Genomic DNA, 18,516 nt, shown 5'->3' with positions numbered 1-18,516 from the left:
AGCGAGCTGATGCACCCGTACTACGCGGCCGAACGCGGCCTCGTGGACGACGTCATCGACCCCGCCGAGACCCGCGCCGTCCTCGCCTCCTCGCTCGCCGTGCTCCGCACCAAGCACGCCGACCTGCCCAGCCGCAAGCACGGCAACCCGCCCCAATGAGCGGGCAGCCGGAAGTCCGGATCCTCCGCGGGGCGCCGACTGCGGAGGAGCTCGCCGCGGTGCTCGCCGTCCTGGCCGCCCGCCGGGCGGCCCCGCCGCCCGAGCCCGGACGGCTCCCGCAGCACCGGGTGCCGCACCACCGGGCCCGCTGGCGCCGCCCGGAGCGGTCACCCGCCTACCGCAGCCCCGTCAGCTGGTGCTGACCCCGCCCCCGCGCCCCCCGCGAAGACCGGACGGCCCTCGCGGCGGGGCCCGGAAACGCAGAAAGACCCCAGATCTACTGGGGTCTCAGCTGGTGTCCGAGGGGGGACTTGAACCCCCACGCCCGATAAAGGGCACTAGCACCTCAAGCTAGCGCGTCTGCCATTCCGCCACCCGGACCGGGTGTTCACCTCGGGGCTTCCTTTCGGCTGCCCCCTGGCGACAGAGAGAACATTACCAGGCCCGGGGAGTGCTTCTCACCTGCGTTTTCGGGGGTCGGGGCGGCCGCCGCCGGGGATCCGGGCAGAACCGGACAAGGCGGGCGGCGGGAGGGGTGCCCGGAGGACGATTGCGCTGGTGGGCGGGGCGGCGGGCGATTTCGGACGCGCGTTCTGGCGGCAACAGTGGGCCCGGGGCGTGACGCGACCGGCCAGGACGGCGCACAACACGCACCGAATCGGTCGGGAACCTTCACGACACGCGTAGTTCCAGTCCCGGTGCGGGACGGCGGTCGGTGCTCTCCTAGCCTCTGTGGACCAGGGAGCCTTGAGCGGAACGCCCGATTCCCGACAGCCGCCGCCGGCCGGACCCCGGCGCCGGAGCCTCCCGTCACCGCGTGAAGGGCGGCGTGCAGTGGAACAGACGGACAAGGCGGCCTTGGACACCGCGACCTGGTGGCCCGGCCGCCGCGAACCCGGGCCCGGCCCCGGCGTGTGGCGCTTCTCGGCGGTCTCCCACGAGGCGTCCGTGCCGCGCACCAGGCACGCCGTGCGGGACCGGCTGCTGGCCCAGGGGATGGCGGGGGAGCGCTACCAGGAACTGGTGGACGACCTGCTGCTGATCGTCTCCGAGCTGGTCTCCAACGCCGTCACCCACGCGGCGGTGCTCTCGCCCGAGGTGGTGTGCGAGCTCGTCATCGACCCCGACCGGGTGCGGGTCTCGGTGGTCGACGGCCACCCGTACCGCCCCAAGGCCCAGGAGAACGACCCCGCCCGCCCCGGCGGCCGCGGGCTGCTGCTGGTCAAGAGCATCACCCTGCAGGCCGGCGGCGAGTGTGACGTGGAGCGCACCGAGGGCGGCGGCAAGGTGATCTGGGCCAGTCTGCCCCTGCCCGGCCCGGGCGCCGCCGGACCGGGCGCCGAGGCCGACCTCGACGACGACCCCGACTACTGAGGACTACCGAGCCGGGCCGCCGCGTCACCGGTGACGCGTCACCGGTGTCACGTCACCAGTCGTGCCCGGCGATCTCCCGGATCCCCGGCAGCGCCGCCTCGAAGACGGTCTCGAACCACACCGAGAACGGCTTCCCGGCCCGCAGCTCGCGCAGTTCCGCCGCGGTCACGAAGCGGGTGTCCTCGATCTCGTCCGGGTCCGGCTCCAGCTCGGCGGTGATCAGCCCGACGAAGAGGTGGTTCCACTCCCGCTCGATCAGCCCGGACGCCTCGTCCGGCAGGTCGTAGCGGACGGTGCCCGCCTCGCAGAGCAGGGCCGGCGCGGCACCGAGCTCCTCCGCGGTGCGGCGGGCGGCGGCGAGGAAGGGCTGCTCGCCCGGGTAGGGGTGGCCGCAGCAGGTGTTCGACCAGACGCCGGGGGAGTGGTACTTGCCGAGGGCGCGGCGCTGCAGCAGCAGCCGGCCCTGGCGGTCGAACAGGAAGACCGAGAACGCCCGGTGCAGCCGGCCCGGCTGCTGATGGGCCCAGAGCTTCTCGCCGGTCCCGATGGTCACGCCGTCGTCGTCGACCAGTTCCAGCAGGATCTCGCCCGGCGCGGCCCCGGAGGGGGAGACGAGTTCCGGCGAGAGGGCCTCGGTCGGGCTGACAGCAGGGCTCATGGGCACAATGCCCCTTTCGGCACGTGGTGGACCGGGGCCGCCGTCCCGGGCGCTGTGGTCCCCGGGCCGCCCGCCCCGCTCCTTTGGGGTCGGCTGCACGCACGTCGGCCCGGACCGGCCGGTCCGCCGACGGCGTCGGGGCCCAAGTCTGCCGCATGGCCCGCCCGCCGCGGGGCCGCGACGCACACCCGGGGGGAGGAGGACGGAACCACTGGCAGAAGTGTTCGGCCCGCGGTCGCTCCCGTTCGCGAGACGTTCACCGAGCTCCCCGGAACGATCACCGAACCGCCCGGGCCCGCGTTCTGGCAGGTCGCCGGGGTCGCCTACCATCAGTGGCACCGGGCGGCCCGCAGCGGCCGCCCACCCGGCGCGCCGCAGCCGCGGCCGCACCAGCCCCGCACGGTACGTCCGACCCGGAACGGCGCCGCGCGGTACCCGAGAGACCACTTGGAGTCCCGCATGATCGGCCTCGTCCTGGCCGCCGGCGCCGGCCGCCGGCTCCGCCCGTACACCGACACCCTGCCCAAGGCGCTGGTGCCGGTCGACGGCGAGCGGACGGTGCTCGACCTGACCCTCGGGAACTTCGCCGAGGTCGGACTGCGGGAGGCCGCGATCGTGGTCGGCTACCGCAAGGAGGCGGTGCGGGAGCGCAAGCGGGCGCTGGAGCAGACGTACGGCGTGAAGCTCACCCTGGTCGAGAACGACAAGGCCGAGGAGTGGAACAACGCCTACTCGCTGTGGTGCGCCCGCGAGCTGTTCGCCGAGGGCCTGCTGCTCGCCAACGGCGACACCGTGCACCCCGCCTCGGTGCAGCGCACCATGCTGGACGGCAACGACCGCCGGGCCAAGGAGGGCCGCGCCCCCGGCATCCTGCTCGCGCTGGACACCGTGAAGAAGCTCGCCGACGAGGAGATGAAGGTCGTCGCCGACCCCGAGCTGGGGGTGCGCCGGATCACCAAGCTGATGGACCCGCTGGACGCCACCGGCGAGTACATCGGCGTCACCGTGATCAACCCGTCCGCGGCCGACGCCCTCGCCGACGCCCTCAAGGCGGTCTACGAGCGCGACCCGCAGCTGTACTACGAGGACGGCTACCAGGAGATGGTCGACCGCGGCCTGACCATCGACGTGCAGCCGATCGGCGAGGTCTCCTGGGTCGAGGTCGACAACCACGAGGACCTCGCCAAGGCCCGGGAGATCGCGTGCCAGTACTGACCCGCCTGGTGCCCTCGCCGGTCTTCGTGGAGATCCGCGCGGGCGCCCTGGACTCGCTGGGGGGCATCCTCGCCGACCAGCGGCTGTCGGCCGGCGGCCGGATCGCGGTGGCGATCAGCGGCGGCTCCGGCACGCTGCTGCGCGAGCGCCTGGAGCCCGCGCTGCCCGGTGCCGACTGGTACCTGGTCGACGACGGCACCCTGGACAGCGCGGTGCGGCTGACCGACGAGATCCGCCGCGGGCACTACGACGCGCTGGTCGGCCTCGGCGGCGGCAAGATCATCGACGTGGCGAAGTACGCCGCCGCGCGGGTCGGCCTGCCGGTGGTCGCGGTCGCCACCAACCTGGCCCACGACGGCCTCTGCTCCCCGGTCTCCACCCTCGACAACGACGCCGGCCGGGGCTCCTACGGCGTGCCCAGCCCGATCGGCATCATCGTCGACCTGGACGTGATCGCCAAGGCCCCGAAGCAGTTCGTGGCGGCCGGGATCGGCGACGCGGTCTCCAACATCTCCGCCTGCGCGGACTGGGAACTCTCGCACGCGGTGACCGGCGAGCCCGTCGACGGGCTCGCCGTCGCGATGGCCCGCTCGGCCGGCGAGAACCTGCTCCGGCACCCGGGCACCCTGGATGACCCGGACCTGCTGACGACGCTCGCGGAAGCCCTGGTACTGTCCGGCATCGCGATGAACATCGCGGGCAGCACCCGGCCCAGCTCGGGGGCCTGCCACGAGATCTCGCACGCCCTGGTCGAACTGCACCCCAGGCGGCCCGGCCAGCACGGTGAGCAGGTCGGCCTCGGCGCCGCCTTCGCCTGCCACCTGCGGGGCGAGCGGGAGCTGTCCGGGCTGATCGTGGAGCGCCTGCGCTTCCACGGCCTGCCGGTGACCGCCGATCAGCTCGGCTTCACCGAAGCGGAGTTCACCGAAGCGGTGCACTACGCTCCGAACACCAGACCGGGGCGCTTCACCATCCTCGAACACCTCGACCTCTCCGCCACAGACATCAGGGACGCGTACGCCGACTATGTCCAAGCCGTCAACAGCTGAACGCCCGCCGGTCGACCTCACCCGGCGCCCGTCGATCGAGGAACTGCGGGCGGTGATCCACCCCGAGGGCATGCTGCAGCGCCGCAGTGCCGAGCACTGGGCCGGCCGCCTCTACATGCGGAAGATCTCGCTGCGGATCACCCGGGTCCTGTCGACCGCCACGGCGATCACGCCCAACGGCCTGACCTACCTGATGATGCTCACCGGCGTCCTGGCGGGCATCGCCCTGGTGGTGCCGGGCCTGGCCGGCGCGGTCCTCGGCGCCCTGCTGATCCAGGTCTACCTGCTGCTGGACTGCGTGGACGGCGAGGTGGCCCGCTGGCGCCGGCAGACCTCGCTCACCGGCGTCTACCTGGACCGGGTCGGCCACTACATGTCCGAGGCCGCGCTGCTGACCGGCCTGGGCCTGCGCGCCGCCGACCTGTTCCACCGCGAGGGCGCGCACGCCGCCTGGCAGTGGGCCTTCCTGGGCACGCTGGCCGCGCTCGGCGCGATCCTGATCAAGTCCGAGACCGACCTGGTCGACGTGGCCCGGGCCCGCTCCGGCCTGACCGCCGTCGAGGACAGCGCCTCGGTGCCGCGCTCGACCGCGGTGGCCAAGGCCCGCCGGGCCGCCTCGCTGCTCAAGTTCCACCGCCTGGTCGGCGCGGTCGAGGCCTCGCTGTTCATCCTGGCCGCCGGCATCGCCGACGCGGTCCGCGGCGACCTGTTCTTCACCCGCCTCGCGGTCGTGGTGCTGGCCGCCATCGCGATGCTGCAGACCGTCCTGCACCTGCTGTCGATCGTCCTGTCCAGCAGGCTGCGATGAGCGACGAATTCCGCCTCGGCGCGGTCATCATCACGATGGGCAACCGCCCCGCCGAGCTGAACGCCCTGATCGAGTCGGTGCGCGCCCAGCAGGGCCCGCCGGTCGAGCTGGCGGTGGTCGGCAACGGCGCCCCGCTGCCGGTCCTGCCGGAGGGCGTGCGGAGCGTCGAGCTGCCGGAGAACCTGGGCATCCCGGGCGGCCGCAACGTCGGCATCGAGCTGTTCGGCCCGGACGGCCGGGACGTCGACGCGGTGCTCTTCCTGGACGACGACGGCCTGCTGCCGAACACCGACTCGGCGCGACTGCTGCGCGAGGCGTTCACCGCCGACCCGTCGCTGGGCATCGTCTCGTTCCGGATCGCCGACCCGGAGACCGGCACCACCCAGCGCCGGCACGTGCCCCGGCTGCGCGCCAGCGACCCGATGCAGGGTTCGAGGGTCACCACCTTCCTGGGCGGCGCCAGCGCGGTGCGCAGCGCGGTGTTCCCGCAGGCCGGCCAGCTGCCGGCGGAGTTCTTCTACGCGCACGAGGAGACCGACCTGGCCTGGCGCGCGCTGGACGCCGGCTGGTCGATCGACTACCGCCCGGACGTGGTGCTGCACCACCCCGCGACCTCCCCGGCGCGGCACGCCGCGTACTTCCACAACGTGGCCCGCAACCGGGTGTGGCTGGCCCGGCGGAACCTCCCGGCTCCGCTGGTGCCTCTCTACCTGGGAACCTGGTTCCTGCTGACCGTGCTCCGGCGCCCCTCCAAGGAGGGGCTGAAAGCGTGGCTCGGCGGGTTCCGGGCCGGCTGGAGCGAGCCCTGCGGCCCGCGCCGGCCGATGAAGTGGTCCACCGTCTGGCGCTTGACCAGGCTCGGCAGACCGCCAATCATCTGATCGCGGCCGATCGGTCTCCCCCGAGCGGGCCGCGAGCAGACCAGAGCTCCCGTGGTACGCCCCGGTCCCCCGTCCCGTCCCCCCGGGGCGGGGGATGACGACCCCCTGAAGGACGAATGTGTCGACACTGAGTGACCCGGTCAACCTCTCCGCACCAAGGGGTTCCGACGCGGGTCTGACCCCGAAGCAGCTCGCGGACAAGTACGGGTTGTCCGTCAGCGGCAAGCGGCCGAGCCTGCCGCAGTACGTTCGCCAGCTCTGGGCCCGGCGCAGCTTCATCAGCGCCTTCGCCACCGCCCGTCTGGTCGCGCAGTACACCACCGCGAAGCTCGGTCAGCTCTGGCAGGTGCTCACCCCGCTGCTGAACTGCGCGGTGTTCTACCTGGTCTTCGGTGTGATCATGAAGAGCCGGGACGGCGTCCCGGTGTACATCGCCTGGCTGTGCATCGGCGTCTTCGTCTTCCAGTTCTCGCAGAGCGCGATCCAGGCCGGCACCCGGTCGATCTCCGACAACCTCGGCCTGATCCGGGCGCTGCACTTCCCGCGCGCCTCGCTGCCGATCGCCTTCACCGTGATCCAGCTCCAGCAGCTGCTGATCTCGATGGTGGTGCTGGTCGCGATCGTGCTGATCAGCGGCATCATGCCCGCGATGACCTGGTTCCTGATCATCCCGGTGCTGCTGCTGCAGTCGCTGTTCAACACCGGTCTGGCCATGGTGATGGCCCGGGTCGGCGCCAAGACCTCCGACATCTCGCAGCTGATGCCGTTCCTGCTGCGCACCTGGATGTACGTCTCCGGCGTGATGTACTCCGTCTCCGGCTACATCCAGAACTGGCCGCCGATCTGGCAGACGCTGTACTCGTGGAACCCGGCGACGGTCTACATGGACCTGATGCGCTACGCGTTCATGCCGGACAGCTTCAACAAGCACATCTACGACGGTCACCTGGACGCGAGCGGGAACGCGACGCCCAAGGCGCTGATCCTGCCGGACCACATCTGGATCATGGCCGGCACCTGGGCGGTCGCCGCCTTCGTGCTCGGGTTCGTGTTCTTCTGGAAGGCCGAGGAGGAGTACGGCCGTGGCTGACGCAGCTCTCGACACCGTCAAGGAGGCCACCGCGGTGGACAACCAGGCCCGGGTCCCCACCGTGGTGGTGGACGACGTGCACATCGTCTACAAGGTGCACGGCGCGGGTTCCGGCAAGGGCAGCGCCACCTCGGCGCTGAGCCGGATCATCACCCGCAAGAAGGCGCCCACGATCCGCGAGGTGCACGCGGTGCGCGGCATCAGCTTCACCGCGTACAAGGGCGAGGCGATCGGCCTGATCGGCTCGAACGGCTCCGGCAAGTCGACCATGCTGGCGGCCATCGCCGGCCTGCTGCCGACCGAGCGGGGCGGCATCTACACCCAGGGCCAGCCCTCGCTGCTGGGCGTCAACGCGGCGCTGATGAACGACCTGACCGGCGAGCGCAACGTGGTGCTCGGCTGCCTGGCGATGGGCATGTCCCCGGCCGAGGTGCGCAGGCGCTACCAGGGCATCGTCGACTTCTCGGGCATCAACGAGAAGGGCGACTTCATCTCGCTGCCGATGCGCACGTACTCCTCCGGCATGGGCGCCCGCCTGCGGTTCTCCATCGCGGCGGCCAAGACCCACGACGTGCTGCTGATCGACGAGGCCCTCGCCACCGGCGACCAGGGCTTCCAGCAGCGCTCCAAGGCCCGGATCAACGAGCTGCGCAAGGAGGCCGGCACGGTCTTCCTGGTCAGCCACGACAACAACGCGATCCGCGAGACCTGCGAGCGCACGATCTGGATCGAGCACGGCGAGCTGATCATGGACGGGCACACCGACGAGGTGGTCCGCCGCTACGAGAAGGGCGACCGCCCCTGAACGGGGGCGGACCGCACGGCGCAGGGCCGGTGCACGGGGAGCGCGTCCCCGGGCACCGGCCCTGCGCCGTGCGGCGGGTGAAGGGCCGGCGACGGATGCGTGTCCGTGGCGCGGTGGCGGTGCGGACCGGTGTAGAACGGGGGAGTGACGGCAGTGTCGGATTCAACTAAGTCAGATAACCAGACAGCGGCGGTGACGCTGGACAAGGCCGACCTGGAGAACTTCCCGGTCGCCCCCGGCTTCCTGCCCGCCGCCTGGCGCGGCGACCTGATGGCGGTCTACGGCTTCGCCCGCCTGGTCGACGACGCCGGCGACGGCGACCTCGCCGACCCGGCCGCCGTCGCCCGGCTGCTGGACGTCCCGGGCGACCCCGGCGACGAGGGCTTCCGGCTCGCCCTGCTGGACGGCCTGGAGCGGGACCTCGACCGCGCCTTCGCCGCCGCCCTCGGCGACGACCCGGCCCCGCACGGCACCGTCCTGGGCGCCGACCCCGGCGAGCCCCGGCACCCGCTGATGCGCGCCCTGGTCCCGCTGGTCGAGCGGCACGCCGTCACCCCCGAGCCGTTCCGCCGCCTGATCGAGGCCAACCGGGTGGACCAGACCACCACCCGCTACCCCGCCTACGCCGACCTGCGCCACTACTGCACGCTGTCCGCCGACCCGGTCGGCCGCCTGGTGCTCGCCCTGGCCGGCCGCGCCACCCCCGAGCGGATCGAGCTGTCCGACGCGATCTGCACCGCGCTGCAGATCGTCGAGCACCTCCAGGACGTCGCCGAGGACCTCGGACGCGGCCGGATCTACCTCCCCCAGGAGGACCTGGCCACCTTCGGCGTCACCGAGCGGGACCTCGCCGCCGACACCGCCACCCGCGGCGTGCGCCAGCTGATCGCCTGGGAGGCGAGCCGGGCCCGGACCCTGCTCGACCGCGGCGCGCCGCTGGTGGGTACGGTTCACGGGAGGCTCCGACTGCTGCTGGCGGGATTCACCGCCGGCGGGTACGCGGCCCTGGACGCCATCGAGGCGGCCGGGTTCGACGTGCTCGCGCACCGGGCGAAGCCCGACAAGCGCCGCCTGGCCGGCCGGGCGGCGGCACTCTTCGCGAAGGGAAGGTGAGCGCCCGCGTGGGGGCATCACCACTGGCGTCCGCGCCGGTCATGGCGGCCTACCGGTACTGCGAGGCGGTCACCGCCCTGCAGGCCCGCAACTTCAGCTACGGCATCCGGCTGCTGCCCGAGGCCAAGCGACTGGCGATGTCGGCGCTGTACGCGCTGGCCCGCCGGGTCGACGACATCGGCGACGGCGAGCTGCCCGCCGAACAGAAGGCCGAGGCGCTGGCCCGCACCCGCGCCCTGCTGGACGAGGTCCGGGCCGGCGCGGTCGGCGAGGACGACACCGACCCGATCAAGGTCGCCCTGGCGGACGCGGCCCGCCGCTTCCCGATCCCGCTCGGCGGCTTCGACGAACTGGTCGACGGCGTCGAGATGGACCTCAAGGGCGTCGAGTACGCCACCTTCGACGACCTCAAGGTCTACTGCCGCTGCGTGGCCGGCTCGATCGGCCGGCTCTCGCTGGGCGTCTACGGCTGCGAGGAGTGGGAGCGCGGCGCCGAGTACGCCGACACCCTGGGCCTGGCCCTGCAGCTCACCAACATCCTGCGCGACCTGCGCGAGGACGCCCTGAACGGCCGCACCTACCTGCCCACCGAGGACCTGGTCCGGTTCGGCTGCCAGCAGGGCTTCGCCCTCCCCGCCCTCCCGGTCGGCGCCGACTTCACCGGCCTGGTCGCCTTCGAGGCCGAACGCGCCCAGCGCGCCTTCGAGGAGGGCCTGCGGCTGCTGCCGATGCTCGACCGCCGCAGCCGCGCCGCCACCGCCGCGATGGCGGGCATCTACCACCGCCTGCTCGGCCGGATCGCCGCCGACCCGCACGCGGTGCTCCGCGGCCGGGTCTCGCTGCCCGGCTGGGAGAAGGCGTACGTGGCACTGTCCGGGCTCGCCGGAGGGCGTTCTTGATTCTCGCGCCAGTTCTGTCACGCTGTGTCAACGGGGAATCACGACGCATGCGCACGTTGTTGTGCCCACCGTCCGCCGCCTTCCGGGAGGGTCGATGAGCACGCCGACAGCACAGCGCGAGCGCACCGCCGTGGTCGTCGGCGGCGGCCTGGCCGGCATCACCGCCGCCCTCCGGCTGGCCGACGCGGGCGTGCGCACCACCCTGCTGGAGGCCCGCCCCCGGCTCGGCGGCCTGGCCTTCTCCTTCAAGCGCGGCGAACTGACCGTCGACAACGGCCAGCACGTCTACCTGCGCTGCTGCACCTCCTACCGCGGCCTGGTCGACCGGCTCGGCGCGAACGCCCTGGTCGACCTCCAGCCCCGGCTGGACGTGCCGGTGCTCTCCGTCGCCCCCGACGGCACCCGCAGCCTCGGCCGGCTGCGCCGCGCCGGCCTGCCCGTCCCGCTGCACCTGGCCGGCAGCCTGGCCGCCTACCGGCACCTGGGCCCGGCCGACCGGCTTCGGGTGGTGCGCGGCGCGCTCGCCCTGCAGAAGCTCGACCTCGCCGACCCGGCGCTGGACGACGTCTCCTTCGGCGAGTGGCTGCGCCGGCACGGCCAGACCCCGGCCACCGTGGCCGCCGTCTGGGACCTGGTCGGCGTGGCCACCCTGAACGCCACCGCCGACCGCACCTCGATGGCGCTGGCCGCGATGGTCTTCAAGACCGGCCTGCTCTCCGATCCGGGCGCCGCCGACATCGGCATGGCGAACGTCCCGCTCGGCGAGATCCACCACGACCGGGCGACGGCCGAACTGGAGCGGGCCGGCGTCCGGGTGCTGCTGCGCACCAGGGCCGCCGAGCTGAAGGCCGCCGAGCAGAACGCCGTCCGGCTGGAGGGCGGCGAACTGCTCACCGCCGACACGGTGGTGCTGGCCGGCGCCCAGGACACCGCGGCCGCCCTGCTGCCGCCCGGCGCGATCCCGGCCCAGCACCGGCTGGCCGAGCTCGGCACCGCCCCGATCCTCAACGTGCACGCGGTCTACGACCGGCCGCTGATCCGCCGCCCGTTCTTCGCGGCGCTCGGCTCCCCGGTGCAGTTCGTCTTCGACCGCACCCGGCACTCCGGCCTGGCCGTCCCCGGCGCCCAGTACCTGGCCGTCTCGCAGTCCGCGGTCGAGGACGAGATCGACCTGCCGGTCGCCGAGCTGCGCGCCCGCTACCTGCCGGAGCTGGAGCGGCTGCTGCCCGCCGCCCGCGGCGCCGAGGTGCTGGACTTCTTCGTCACCCGGGAGCGCACCGCGACGTTCGACCCGGCGCCCGGCACCGCCGCCCTGCGCCCCGGCGCGCGCACCGAAGTGCCCGGCGTCCTGCTCGCCGGGTCCTGGACCGCCACCGGTTGGCCAGCGACCATGGAGGGCGCGGTGCGCAGCGGACACGCGGCGGCCGACGCCGCCCTGGCCGGCCACGGCCGGCTCCCGGTCGACCGGGGGGACGGGCGGTGGCCCCGATGACGTCGAGGTCCCACCCCCCGACCACTGACACCGCACCCGTCCGGTCGCCCGCCGCGGCCGGCCGGACGTACCGAGAGGGAACGCACGTGGAGGCACGCACCGGCTCGACGGTCGAGGACACCCCGACCGTCCTGGACCTGCTGGCGCGCGGACGCACGCTCTGCACGCCGCCGATGCGCGCGGCCGTCGCCCGTTTGGCGGCACCGATGGACACCGTCGCCGCCTACCACTTCGGCTGGATCGACCGGGACGGCAAGCCCGCCGCTGGCGACGGCGGCAAGGCCGTGCGCCCGGCGCTGGCCCTGCTGTCGGCCGAAGCGGTGGGCGCGGACGCGCAGGCGGGCGTACCCGGCGGCGTGTCGGTCGAGCTGGTGCACAATTTCTCGCTGCTCCATGATGACCTGATGGACGGTGACGAGACGCGCAGGCACCGGGCCACCGCGTGGACGGTGTTCGGTCCGGCGCAGGCCGTGCTGGTCGGCGACGCGCTGGCCACCCTCGGCACCGAGGTCCTGCTGGACGCCGCGGTGACCGGCGGGGCCGACCCCGTCGACGCGGCCCGCGCCGTCCGCCTGATCACCACCGCGACCCGGCGGCTGATCGACGGCCAGGCGCTGGACGTCTCCTTCGAGCAGCGCGACGTGGTGACGGTCGAGGAGTGCCTGGCCATGGAGGGCGGCAAGACCGGTGCCCTGCTGGCGGCCTCGGCGGCGATCGGCGCGGTGCTGGCCGGCGCCGACGACCGGGTGTCCGACGCGCTCCAGCGGTACGGCCACCACCTGGGGCTCGCGTTCCAGGCGGTGGACGACCTGCTGGGCATCTGGGGCGCCACCGAAGTGACCGGGAAGCCGCACTGGAGCGACCTCCGGTCGCGGAAGAAGTCGCTGCCGGTGTGCGCCGCGCTGGCCGAGGGGGGCGCCGCCTCCCGCGAGCTGGCCGCACAGCTGGCCGATCCGGCCGGCCGCGGCGAGGAGAGCGAGCAGGTGCTCGCCGCCCGCGCCGCGCTGATCGAGAAGGCCGGCGGCCGGGCCTGGACGCAGGAAGAGGCCCGCCGCCAGTACGACACCGCCCTCGCCGCCCTCGGCGAGGTGCCCATGGCCGACGAGGTGCGCGAGCACTTCGTCGCACTCGCCGAATTCGTGGTGGTCAGAGAGAGGTGACGTAAGAGTGACAGCAACCGCGGGTGGAAGGCTCGGACCCCAAACCTCAGTTGCAGTAACACGATCTGACGATTCCTCACCAGCGGCGGCGCTCAGCCGCGCCACCGCACACCTGCTGTCACTCCAGCACGCCGACGGCTGGTGGAAGGGCGACCTGGAGACCAACGTCACCATGGACGCCGAAGACCTCCTGCTCAGGGAGTTCCTCGGGATCCGCACCGAGGAGCAGACCCGGGCCACCGCGGCCTGGATCCGCTCCCGGCAGCGGGAGGACGGCACCTGGACCACCTTCCACGGCGGCCCGCCCGAACTCTCCACCACCGTCGAGGCGTACGTGGCCCTCCGGCTCGCCGGGGACGCCGCGGACGCCCCGCACATGCGGGCCGCCGCCGCCTTCGTCCGCGAGCGCGGCGGCATCGCCTCGGCCCGGGTGTTCACCCGGATCTGGCTCGCCCTGTTCGGCTGGTGGCCCTGGGAGGAGCTCCCCGAGCTGCCCCCCGAGGTGCTGTTCCTGCCCAGCTGGGCCCCGTTGAACATCTACTCCTTCGGCCAGTGGGCCCGGCAGACCATCGTCCCGCTCACCGTGGTCTCCGCGCACCGCCCGGTCCGCCCCGCGCCGTTCGAGCTCACCGAGCTGCACACCGACCCGGCGAACCCGCACCCCCGGCGGCCGCTCGCCCCCGCGCACAGCTGGGACGGCCTGTTCCAGCGGCTCGACCAGCTGATGCACCGCTACCACCGGCACGCCATCAAACCGCTGCGCCGCTTGGCGCTGCGGCAGGCCGCCGCCTGGATCGTCGAACGGCAGGAGGCCGACGGCTGCTGGGGCGGCATCCAGCCGCCCGCCGTCTACTCGCTGATCGCGCTGCGGCTGCTCGGCTACCGGCTCGACCACCCCGTGATGAAGGCCGGACTCGCCGCCTTCGACTCCTTCACCGTCCACACCGAGGACGGCAAGCGCTGGCTGGAGGCCTGCCAGTCCCCGGTGTGGGACACCTGCCTGGCCGCCATCGCGCTGCGCGACGCCGGACTGCCCGGCGACCACCCCGCGCTGGTGAAGGCCGGCAGCTGGATGCTCGGCGAGGAGGTCACCACCCGCGGCGACTGGGCCGTCAAACGCCCCCGGCTGGCCCCCGGCGGCTGGGCCTTCGAGTTCGAGAACGACACCTACCCGGACGTCGACGACACCGCCGAGGTGGTCCTCGCGCTGCGCCGGATCGACCACCCCGACCGGGCCGGGCTGAACGGCGCCGTCGAACGGGCCGTCCGCTGGAACCTCGGCATGCAGTCCAAGGAGGGCGCCTGGGGCGCCTTCGACGCCGACAACACCAGCAAGCTCCCCAACAAGCTCCCGTTCTGCGACTTCGGCGAGGTCATCGACCCGCCCTCGGCGGACGTCACCGCGCACGTGGTGGAGATGCTCGCCGAGACCGGCCTCGCCAGGCACCCGCGCACCCGGCGCGGCGTCGCCTGGCTGCTGCGCCACCAGGAGGCCGACGGCTCCTGGTTCGGCCGCTGGGGCACCAACTACATCTACGGCACCGGTTCGGTGGTGCCCGCGCTGATCGCCGCGGGGCTCACCCCCGGCCACTCCGCCGTCCGCCGCGCCGTCGCCTGGCTGACCGACCGGCAGAACCCGGACGGCGGCTGGGGCGAGGACATGCGCTCCTACGAGGACCCGGCCACCTGGGCCGGCCGCGGCGAGTCCACCGCCTCGCAGACCGCCTGGGCGCTGATGGCGCTGCTCGCCGCCGGCGAGCGCGACTCCCAGGCGGTCGAGCGCGGCGTCGGCTGGCTCACCGCCACCCAGCGCCCCGACGGGACGTGGGACGAACCACAGTTCACCGGCACCGGATTCCCCTGGGACTTCTCCATCAACTACCACCTGTACCGCCTGGTCTTCCCGGTCACCGCGCTCGGCCGCTACGTGCACGACGCCCCGCTCGGCCGGGCCGGTGGGCAATGAGTGAACGGAGCGGGTTCATCAACAGCGGGCGCGCGTGCGCATGAGCGGACGGAGCGGGCCCATCGTCGAGAGGTGCGTGTACGGATGACTGCTCCGCTGCTGGTGCTGTGCGCGCTCGGGCCGGAGGCCTGGGCGCTGCGCGGCGGCGACTGGTCGGGTGCGGCCGGCGGCCCCCCGGTGCTGGCCCGCACCGGGATGGGCCGCCGGGCCGCCGGGCGGAAGGCCGCGGCGCTGCTCGACGCGGGCGGCTACGGCGCGCTGCTGGTCGCCGGGTTCGGTGCCGCGCTCGGGCCCGGCGTGCGCCCCGGCGAGGTGATCGTCGCCGACCGGGTCACCGACGCCGAGGGCGGCGACCACCCGCTGGCCTCCGCGGTCGCGCTGGCCACCGCCCTGGAGGAGGCCGGTCTCCGGGCCCACCTGGGCACCCACCGCACCGCCGACCACGTGGTGCGCGGCGCCGAACGGGCCCGGCTGCACGCCGGGGGCGCGCTCGCCGTCGACATGGAGGCCGCCGCCGTCCTGGCCGCCCGGGCCGCGTACGCCCCGGCCCTGCCCGCAGCCGTGCTGCGGGTGGTGGTCGACACCCCCGAACGGGAACTGATCCGCCCCGGCACCCTGCCGGCCGGGGTGCGCGCCTGGCGGGCCCTGCGCGCCGCCGTCCCCGCCCTCACCGCGTGGCACCGGCAGGTCGCCGCCACGCCAGCCCAGCAGACGAACCCACAGCCCTCGACGCTCCCTCAGGAGGCGAGCTAAGTCATGGCCATGCCGCTGCGCCAGACCGTCCGCGTGTCCACCTACCTCATGCAGCAGAAGATCAGGGGACGGAAGAAGTTCCCGCTCATCGTCGAGCTGGAACCGCTGTTCGCCTGCAACCTCAAGTGCGAGGGTTGCGGGAAGATCCAGCACCCGGCGGGCGTCCTCAAGCAGCGGATGCCGGTCGCCCAAGCGGTCGGCGCGGTCCTGGAGTGCGGCGCCCCGATGGTGTCCATCGCCGGCGGCGAACCGCTGATGCACCCGCAGATCGACGAGATCGTCCGCCAGCTGGTGGCGCGCCGCAAGTACGTCTTCCTGTGCACCAACGCCCTGCTGCTGCGCAAGAAGCTCGACAAGTTCACCCCTTCGCCGTACTTCACCTTCGCCGTCCACATCGACGGACTGGAGGAGCGGCACGACGCCTCGGTGGCCAAGGAGGGGACGTTCGCGGAGGCCGTCGAGGCGATCAAGGAGGCCAAGCGGCGGGGCTTCCGGGTCACCACCAACTCGACCTTCTTCAACACCGACACCGCGCAGACCGTGGTCGAGGTGCTGGACTTCCTCAACGACGACCTCAAGGTCGACGAGATGATGATCTCCCCGGCCTACGCGTACGAGAAGGCCCCCGACCAGGAGCACTTCCTCGGTGTCGAGCAGACCCGCGAGCTGTTCCGCACGGCCTTCGCCGGCGGCAACCGGCGGCGCTGGCGGCTCAACCACAGCCCGCTGTTCCTCGACTTCCTCGAGGGCAAGGTCGACTTCGAGTGCACCGCCTGGGGCATCCCCAACTACTCGCTGTTCGGCTGGCAGCGCCCCTGCTACCTGATGTCGGACGGCTACGTCCCCACCTACCGCGAACTGATCGAGAAGACCGACTGGGACAAGTACGGCCGCGGCCGCGACCCGCGCTGCGACAACTGCATGGCGCACTGCGGGTACGAACCGACCGCCGTGCTCGCCACCATGGGCTCGCTCAAGGAGTCCATCCGCGCCGCCCGCGAGACGCTCGCCTCGCCCAAGGCGGTCTGACCCGGCGTCAGAGCGGCCGCCCGCACCCCGTGCGGGCGGCCCGCGCCGACAGGCGACCGCGACCACCGGGCCGCAGGCTGGACACCGACAGTCCACGCACACCGAACCAGCCGTGAGGGGTACGCCATGCCACTGCTGAGCCAGATCACCGGGCCCGCCGACCTCAGACGACTGCACCCCGAGCAGCTCCCGCTGCTCGCCGACGAGATCCGCGACTTCCTGATCGACGCCGTCACCCGCACCGGCGGCCACCTCGGCCCCAACCTCGGCGTGGTCGAACTCAGCATCGCCCTGCACCGGGTCTTCGACTCCCCGCACGACCGCGTCCTGTGGGACACCGGCCACCAGACCTACGTGCACAAGCTGCTCACCGGTCGGCAGGACTTCAGCCGGCTGCGCGCCAAGGACGGCCTGTCCGGCTACCCCTCGCGCGCCGAGTCCGAGCACGACCTGATCGAGAACTCGCACGCCTCCACCGCGCTCGGCTACGCCGACGGCATCGCCAAGGCCAACCAGCTGCTCGGCGTGGACCGCTGCACCGTCGCCGTGATCGGCGACGGCGCGCTCACCGGCGGCATGGCCTGGGAGGCGCTCAACAACATCGCCGAGGCCGAGGACCGCCCGCTGGTCATCGTCGTCAACGACAACGAGCGCTCCTACTCGCCCACCATCGGCGGCCTCGCCCACCACCTCGCCACCCTGCGCACCACCAGGGGCTACGAGCGCTTCCTCGCCTGGGGCAAGGACGCCCTGCAGCGCACCCCCGTGGTCGGCCCGCCGCTGTTCGACGCGCTGCACGGCGCCAAGAAGGGCTTCAAGGACGCCTTCGCCCCGCAGGGCATGTTCGAGGACCTCGGCCTGAAGTACCTCGGGCCGATCGACGGCCACGACATCGCCGCCGTCGAACAGGCGCTGCGCCAGGCCCGGCACTTCGGCGGGCCCGTCATCGTGCACTGCCTGACCGTCAAGGGCCGCGGCTACCGGCCCGCCGAGCAGGACGAGGCCGACCGCTTCCACGCGGTGGGCCCGATCGACCCGTACACCTGCCTGCCGACCTCCCCGTCCGCCGGCGCCTCCTGGACGTCCGTGTTCGGCCAGGAGATGCTCGCCCTCGGCGCCGAGCGCCCCGACCTGGTCGCGATCACCGCCGCGATGCTGCACCCCGTCGGGCTCGGCCCGTTCGCCGCCGCCCACCCCGGGCGGACCTACGACGTCGGGATCGCCGAGCAGCACGCGGTGGCCTCCGCCGCCGGATTGGCCACCGGCGGGCTGCACCCGGTCGTCGCGGTGTACGCGACCTTCCTGAACCGGGCCTTCGACCAGGTCCTGATGGACGTGGCGCTGCACCGGCTGGGCGTCACCTTCGTGCTCGACCGGGCCGGTGTCACCGGCAACGACGGGGCCTCGCACAACGGCACGTGGGACATGTCGATCCTGCAGGTCGTCCCCGGGCTGCGGCTGGCCGCCCCGCGCGACGCCGACCGGCTGCGCGAACAGCTCCGGGAGGCCGTCGCCGTCGAGGACGCCCCGACCGTGGTGCGCTTCCCCAAGGGGAACCTCGGCCCCGACGTCCCGGCGATCGAACGGATCGGCGGCGTCGACGTGCTGGCCCGCACCGGACCCAGCCCCGACGTGCTGCTGGTCGCCGTCGGCGCGATGGCCCCCGCCTGCCTGGACGCCGCCGCGCTGCTGGCCGCCGACGGCATCACCGCCACCGTCGTCGACCCGCGCTGGGTCAAGCCGGTCGACCCCGCGCTGGTCGCGCTGGCCGCCGAGCACCGGATGGTGGTCACCGTCGAGGACAACGGCCGGGCCGGCGGCGTCGGCGCCGCCGTCGCCCAGGCCCTGCGGGACGCCGAGGTCGACACCCCGCTGCGCGACCTCGGCGTCCCGCAGGAGTTCCTGGCGCACGCCTCGCGCGGCGAGATCCTCGAGGAGATCGGGCTCACCGGCACCGGCGTCGCCGCCCAGACCGCCGCCTACGCCCGCCGGCTGCTGCCCGGCACGCGCAGCGGCGCCCAGGAGTACCGGCCCCGCCTCCCCCGGAAGTGACGGCCCCGACAGC

The 18,516-nt window shown here is 73.3% G+C and carries 18 protein-coding genes and 1 tRNA gene; 17 read left to right on the top strand and 2 right to left on the bottom strand.

All coding sequences use genetic code 11. From position 1 onward, the window contains the following. On the top strand, nucleotides 1–159 hold a 159-nt coding region (locus OO48_RS37690; protein WP_280842435.1), incomplete at its 5' end, for a carboxyl transferase domain-containing protein. Continuing rightward, nucleotides 156–362: an acyl-CoA carboxylase epsilon subunit gene (locus OO48_RS35795; protein WP_033221228.1), complete on the top strand. Its 207-nt coding sequence runs from the start codon at nucleotides 156–158 to the stop codon at nucleotides 360–362. The genes OO48_RS37690 and OO48_RS35795, both read left to right, overlap by 4 nt. 90 nt (nucleotides 363–452) lie before the next feature. Here OO48_RS35795 and OO48_RS28070 read toward each other — a convergent pair. Next, a tRNA-Leu gene (locus tag OO48_RS28070) sits at nucleotides 453–540 on the bottom strand. A 477-nt stretch (nucleotides 541–1,017) separates the two neighbouring features. Here OO48_RS28070 and OO48_RS28065 point away from each other — a divergent pair. Then, nucleotides 1,018–1,533, top strand: coding sequence for an ATP-binding protein (locus OO48_RS28065; protein WP_051732964.1), 516 nt, complete (start codon nucleotides 1,018–1,020; stop codon nucleotides 1,531–1,533). 52 nt (nucleotides 1,534–1,585) lie between these two features. On the opposite strand, the gene idi is transcribed toward OO48_RS28065, so the two are convergent. Continuing rightward, entirely contained in the window at nucleotides 1,586–2,197 is a 612-nt protein-coding gene (gene idi, locus OO48_RS28060) for an isopentenyl-diphosphate Delta-isomerase (RefSeq protein ID WP_033221226.1), read from the bottom strand. Nucleotides 2,198–2,650: 453 nt separating this feature from the next. On the opposite strand from idi, the gene OO48_RS28055 reads away from it, so the two are divergent. From OO48_RS28055 to dxs, 14 genes are all read left to right on the top strand, one after another. Further along, nucleotides 2,651–3,406, top strand: coding sequence for a phosphocholine cytidylyltransferase family protein (locus OO48_RS28055; protein WP_033221223.1), 756 nt, complete (start codon nucleotides 2,651–2,653; stop codon nucleotides 3,404–3,406). Further along, complete coding sequence (locus tag OO48_RS28050) at nucleotides 3,394–4,455, top strand: iron-containing alcohol dehydrogenase family protein (protein WP_033221222.1); 1,062 nt, start codon at nucleotides 3,394–3,396, stop codon at nucleotides 4,453–4,455. The genes OO48_RS28055 and OO48_RS28050 overlap by 13 nt, the downstream gene beginning before the upstream one ends. Continuing rightward, a complete protein-coding gene (locus OO48_RS28045) occupies nucleotides 4,433–5,263 on the top strand; it encodes a CDP-alcohol phosphatidyltransferase family protein (RefSeq protein WP_081952438.1) in 831 nt (276 codons plus the stop codon). Before OO48_RS28050 ends, OO48_RS28045 begins: the two co-directional genes overlap by 23 nt. Then, entirely contained in the window at nucleotides 5,260–6,144 is an 885-nt protein-coding gene (locus tag OO48_RS28040) for a glycosyltransferase family 2 protein (RefSeq protein WP_033221220.1), read from the top strand. Before OO48_RS28045 ends, OO48_RS28040 begins: the two co-directional genes overlap by 4 nt. 118 nt (nucleotides 6,145–6,262) lie before the next feature. Next, nucleotides 6,263–7,234 (top strand): ABC transporter permease, encoded by a 972-nt coding sequence (locus tag OO48_RS28035; protein ID WP_033221218.1) that lies wholly within the window; start codon nucleotides 6,263–6,265, stop codon nucleotides 7,232–7,234. Further along, nucleotides 7,227–8,039 carry an ABC transporter ATP-binding protein gene (locus OO48_RS28030; protein WP_033221214.1) on the top strand — a complete coding sequence of 271 codons (813 nt, stop codon included), beginning with the start codon at nucleotides 7,227–7,229 and terminating at the stop codon, nucleotides 8,037–8,039. Before OO48_RS28035 ends, OO48_RS28030 begins: the two co-directional genes overlap by 8 nt. A gap of 192 nt (nucleotides 8,040–8,231) precedes the next feature. Further along, entirely contained in the window at nucleotides 8,232–9,152 is a 921-nt protein-coding gene (hpnC, locus tag OO48_RS28025) for a squalene synthase HpnC (protein WP_245194831.1), read from the top strand. A 41-nt stretch (nucleotides 9,153–9,193) separates the two neighbouring features. Then, a complete protein-coding gene (gene hpnD / locus OO48_RS28020; RefSeq protein WP_051732958.1) occupies nucleotides 9,194–10,051 on the top strand; it encodes a presqualene diphosphate synthase HpnD in 858 nt (285 codons plus the stop codon). Between the two features lie 94 nt (nucleotides 10,052–10,145). After that, nucleotides 10,146–11,543, top strand: a complete 1,398-nt coding sequence (gene hpnE / locus OO48_RS28015; RefSeq protein ID WP_033221207.1) for a hydroxysqualene dehydroxylase HpnE — start codon at nucleotides 10,146–10,148, stop codon at nucleotides 11,541–11,543. Nucleotides 11,544–11,629: 86 nt separating this feature from the next. Continuing rightward, nucleotides 11,630–12,703 carry a polyprenyl synthetase family protein gene (locus tag OO48_RS28010; RefSeq protein WP_033221206.1) on the top strand — a complete coding sequence of 358 codons (1,074 nt, stop codon included), beginning with the start codon at nucleotides 11,630–11,632 and terminating at the stop codon, nucleotides 12,701–12,703. Nucleotides 12,704–12,710: 7 nt separating this feature from the next. Continuing rightward, complete coding sequence (gene shc / locus OO48_RS28005) at nucleotides 12,711–14,669, top strand: squalene--hopene cyclase (RefSeq protein ID WP_033221205.1); 1,959 nt, start codon at nucleotides 12,711–12,713, stop codon at nucleotides 14,667–14,669. A gap of 84 nt (nucleotides 14,670–14,753) precedes the next feature. After that, entirely contained in the window at nucleotides 14,754–15,422 is a 669-nt protein-coding gene (locus tag OO48_RS28000; protein WP_063830748.1) for a phosphorylase family protein, read from the top strand. 3 nt (nucleotides 15,423–15,425) lie between these two features. Then, complete coding sequence (hpnH, locus tag OO48_RS27995) at nucleotides 15,426–16,451, top strand: adenosyl-hopene transferase HpnH (RefSeq protein WP_033221204.1); 1,026 nt, start codon at nucleotides 15,426–15,428, stop codon at nucleotides 16,449–16,451. Nucleotides 16,452–16,577: 126 nt separating this feature from the next. Beyond that, nucleotides 16,578–18,503, top strand: a complete 1,926-nt coding sequence (gene dxs / locus OO48_RS27990) for a 1-deoxy-D-xylulose-5-phosphate synthase (RefSeq protein WP_033221202.1) — start codon at nucleotides 16,578–16,580, stop codon at nucleotides 18,501–18,503. The last annotated feature ends 13 nt before the right edge of the window (nucleotides 18,504–18,516 follow it).

It is taken from the genome of Kitasatospora phosalacinea (assembly GCF_000716545.1).
Lineage (GTDB): Bacteria > Actinomycetota > Actinomycetes > Streptomycetales > Streptomycetaceae > Kitasatospora > Kitasatospora phosalacinea.
This window is presented reverse-complemented; position numbering and strand designations above follow the sequence as displayed.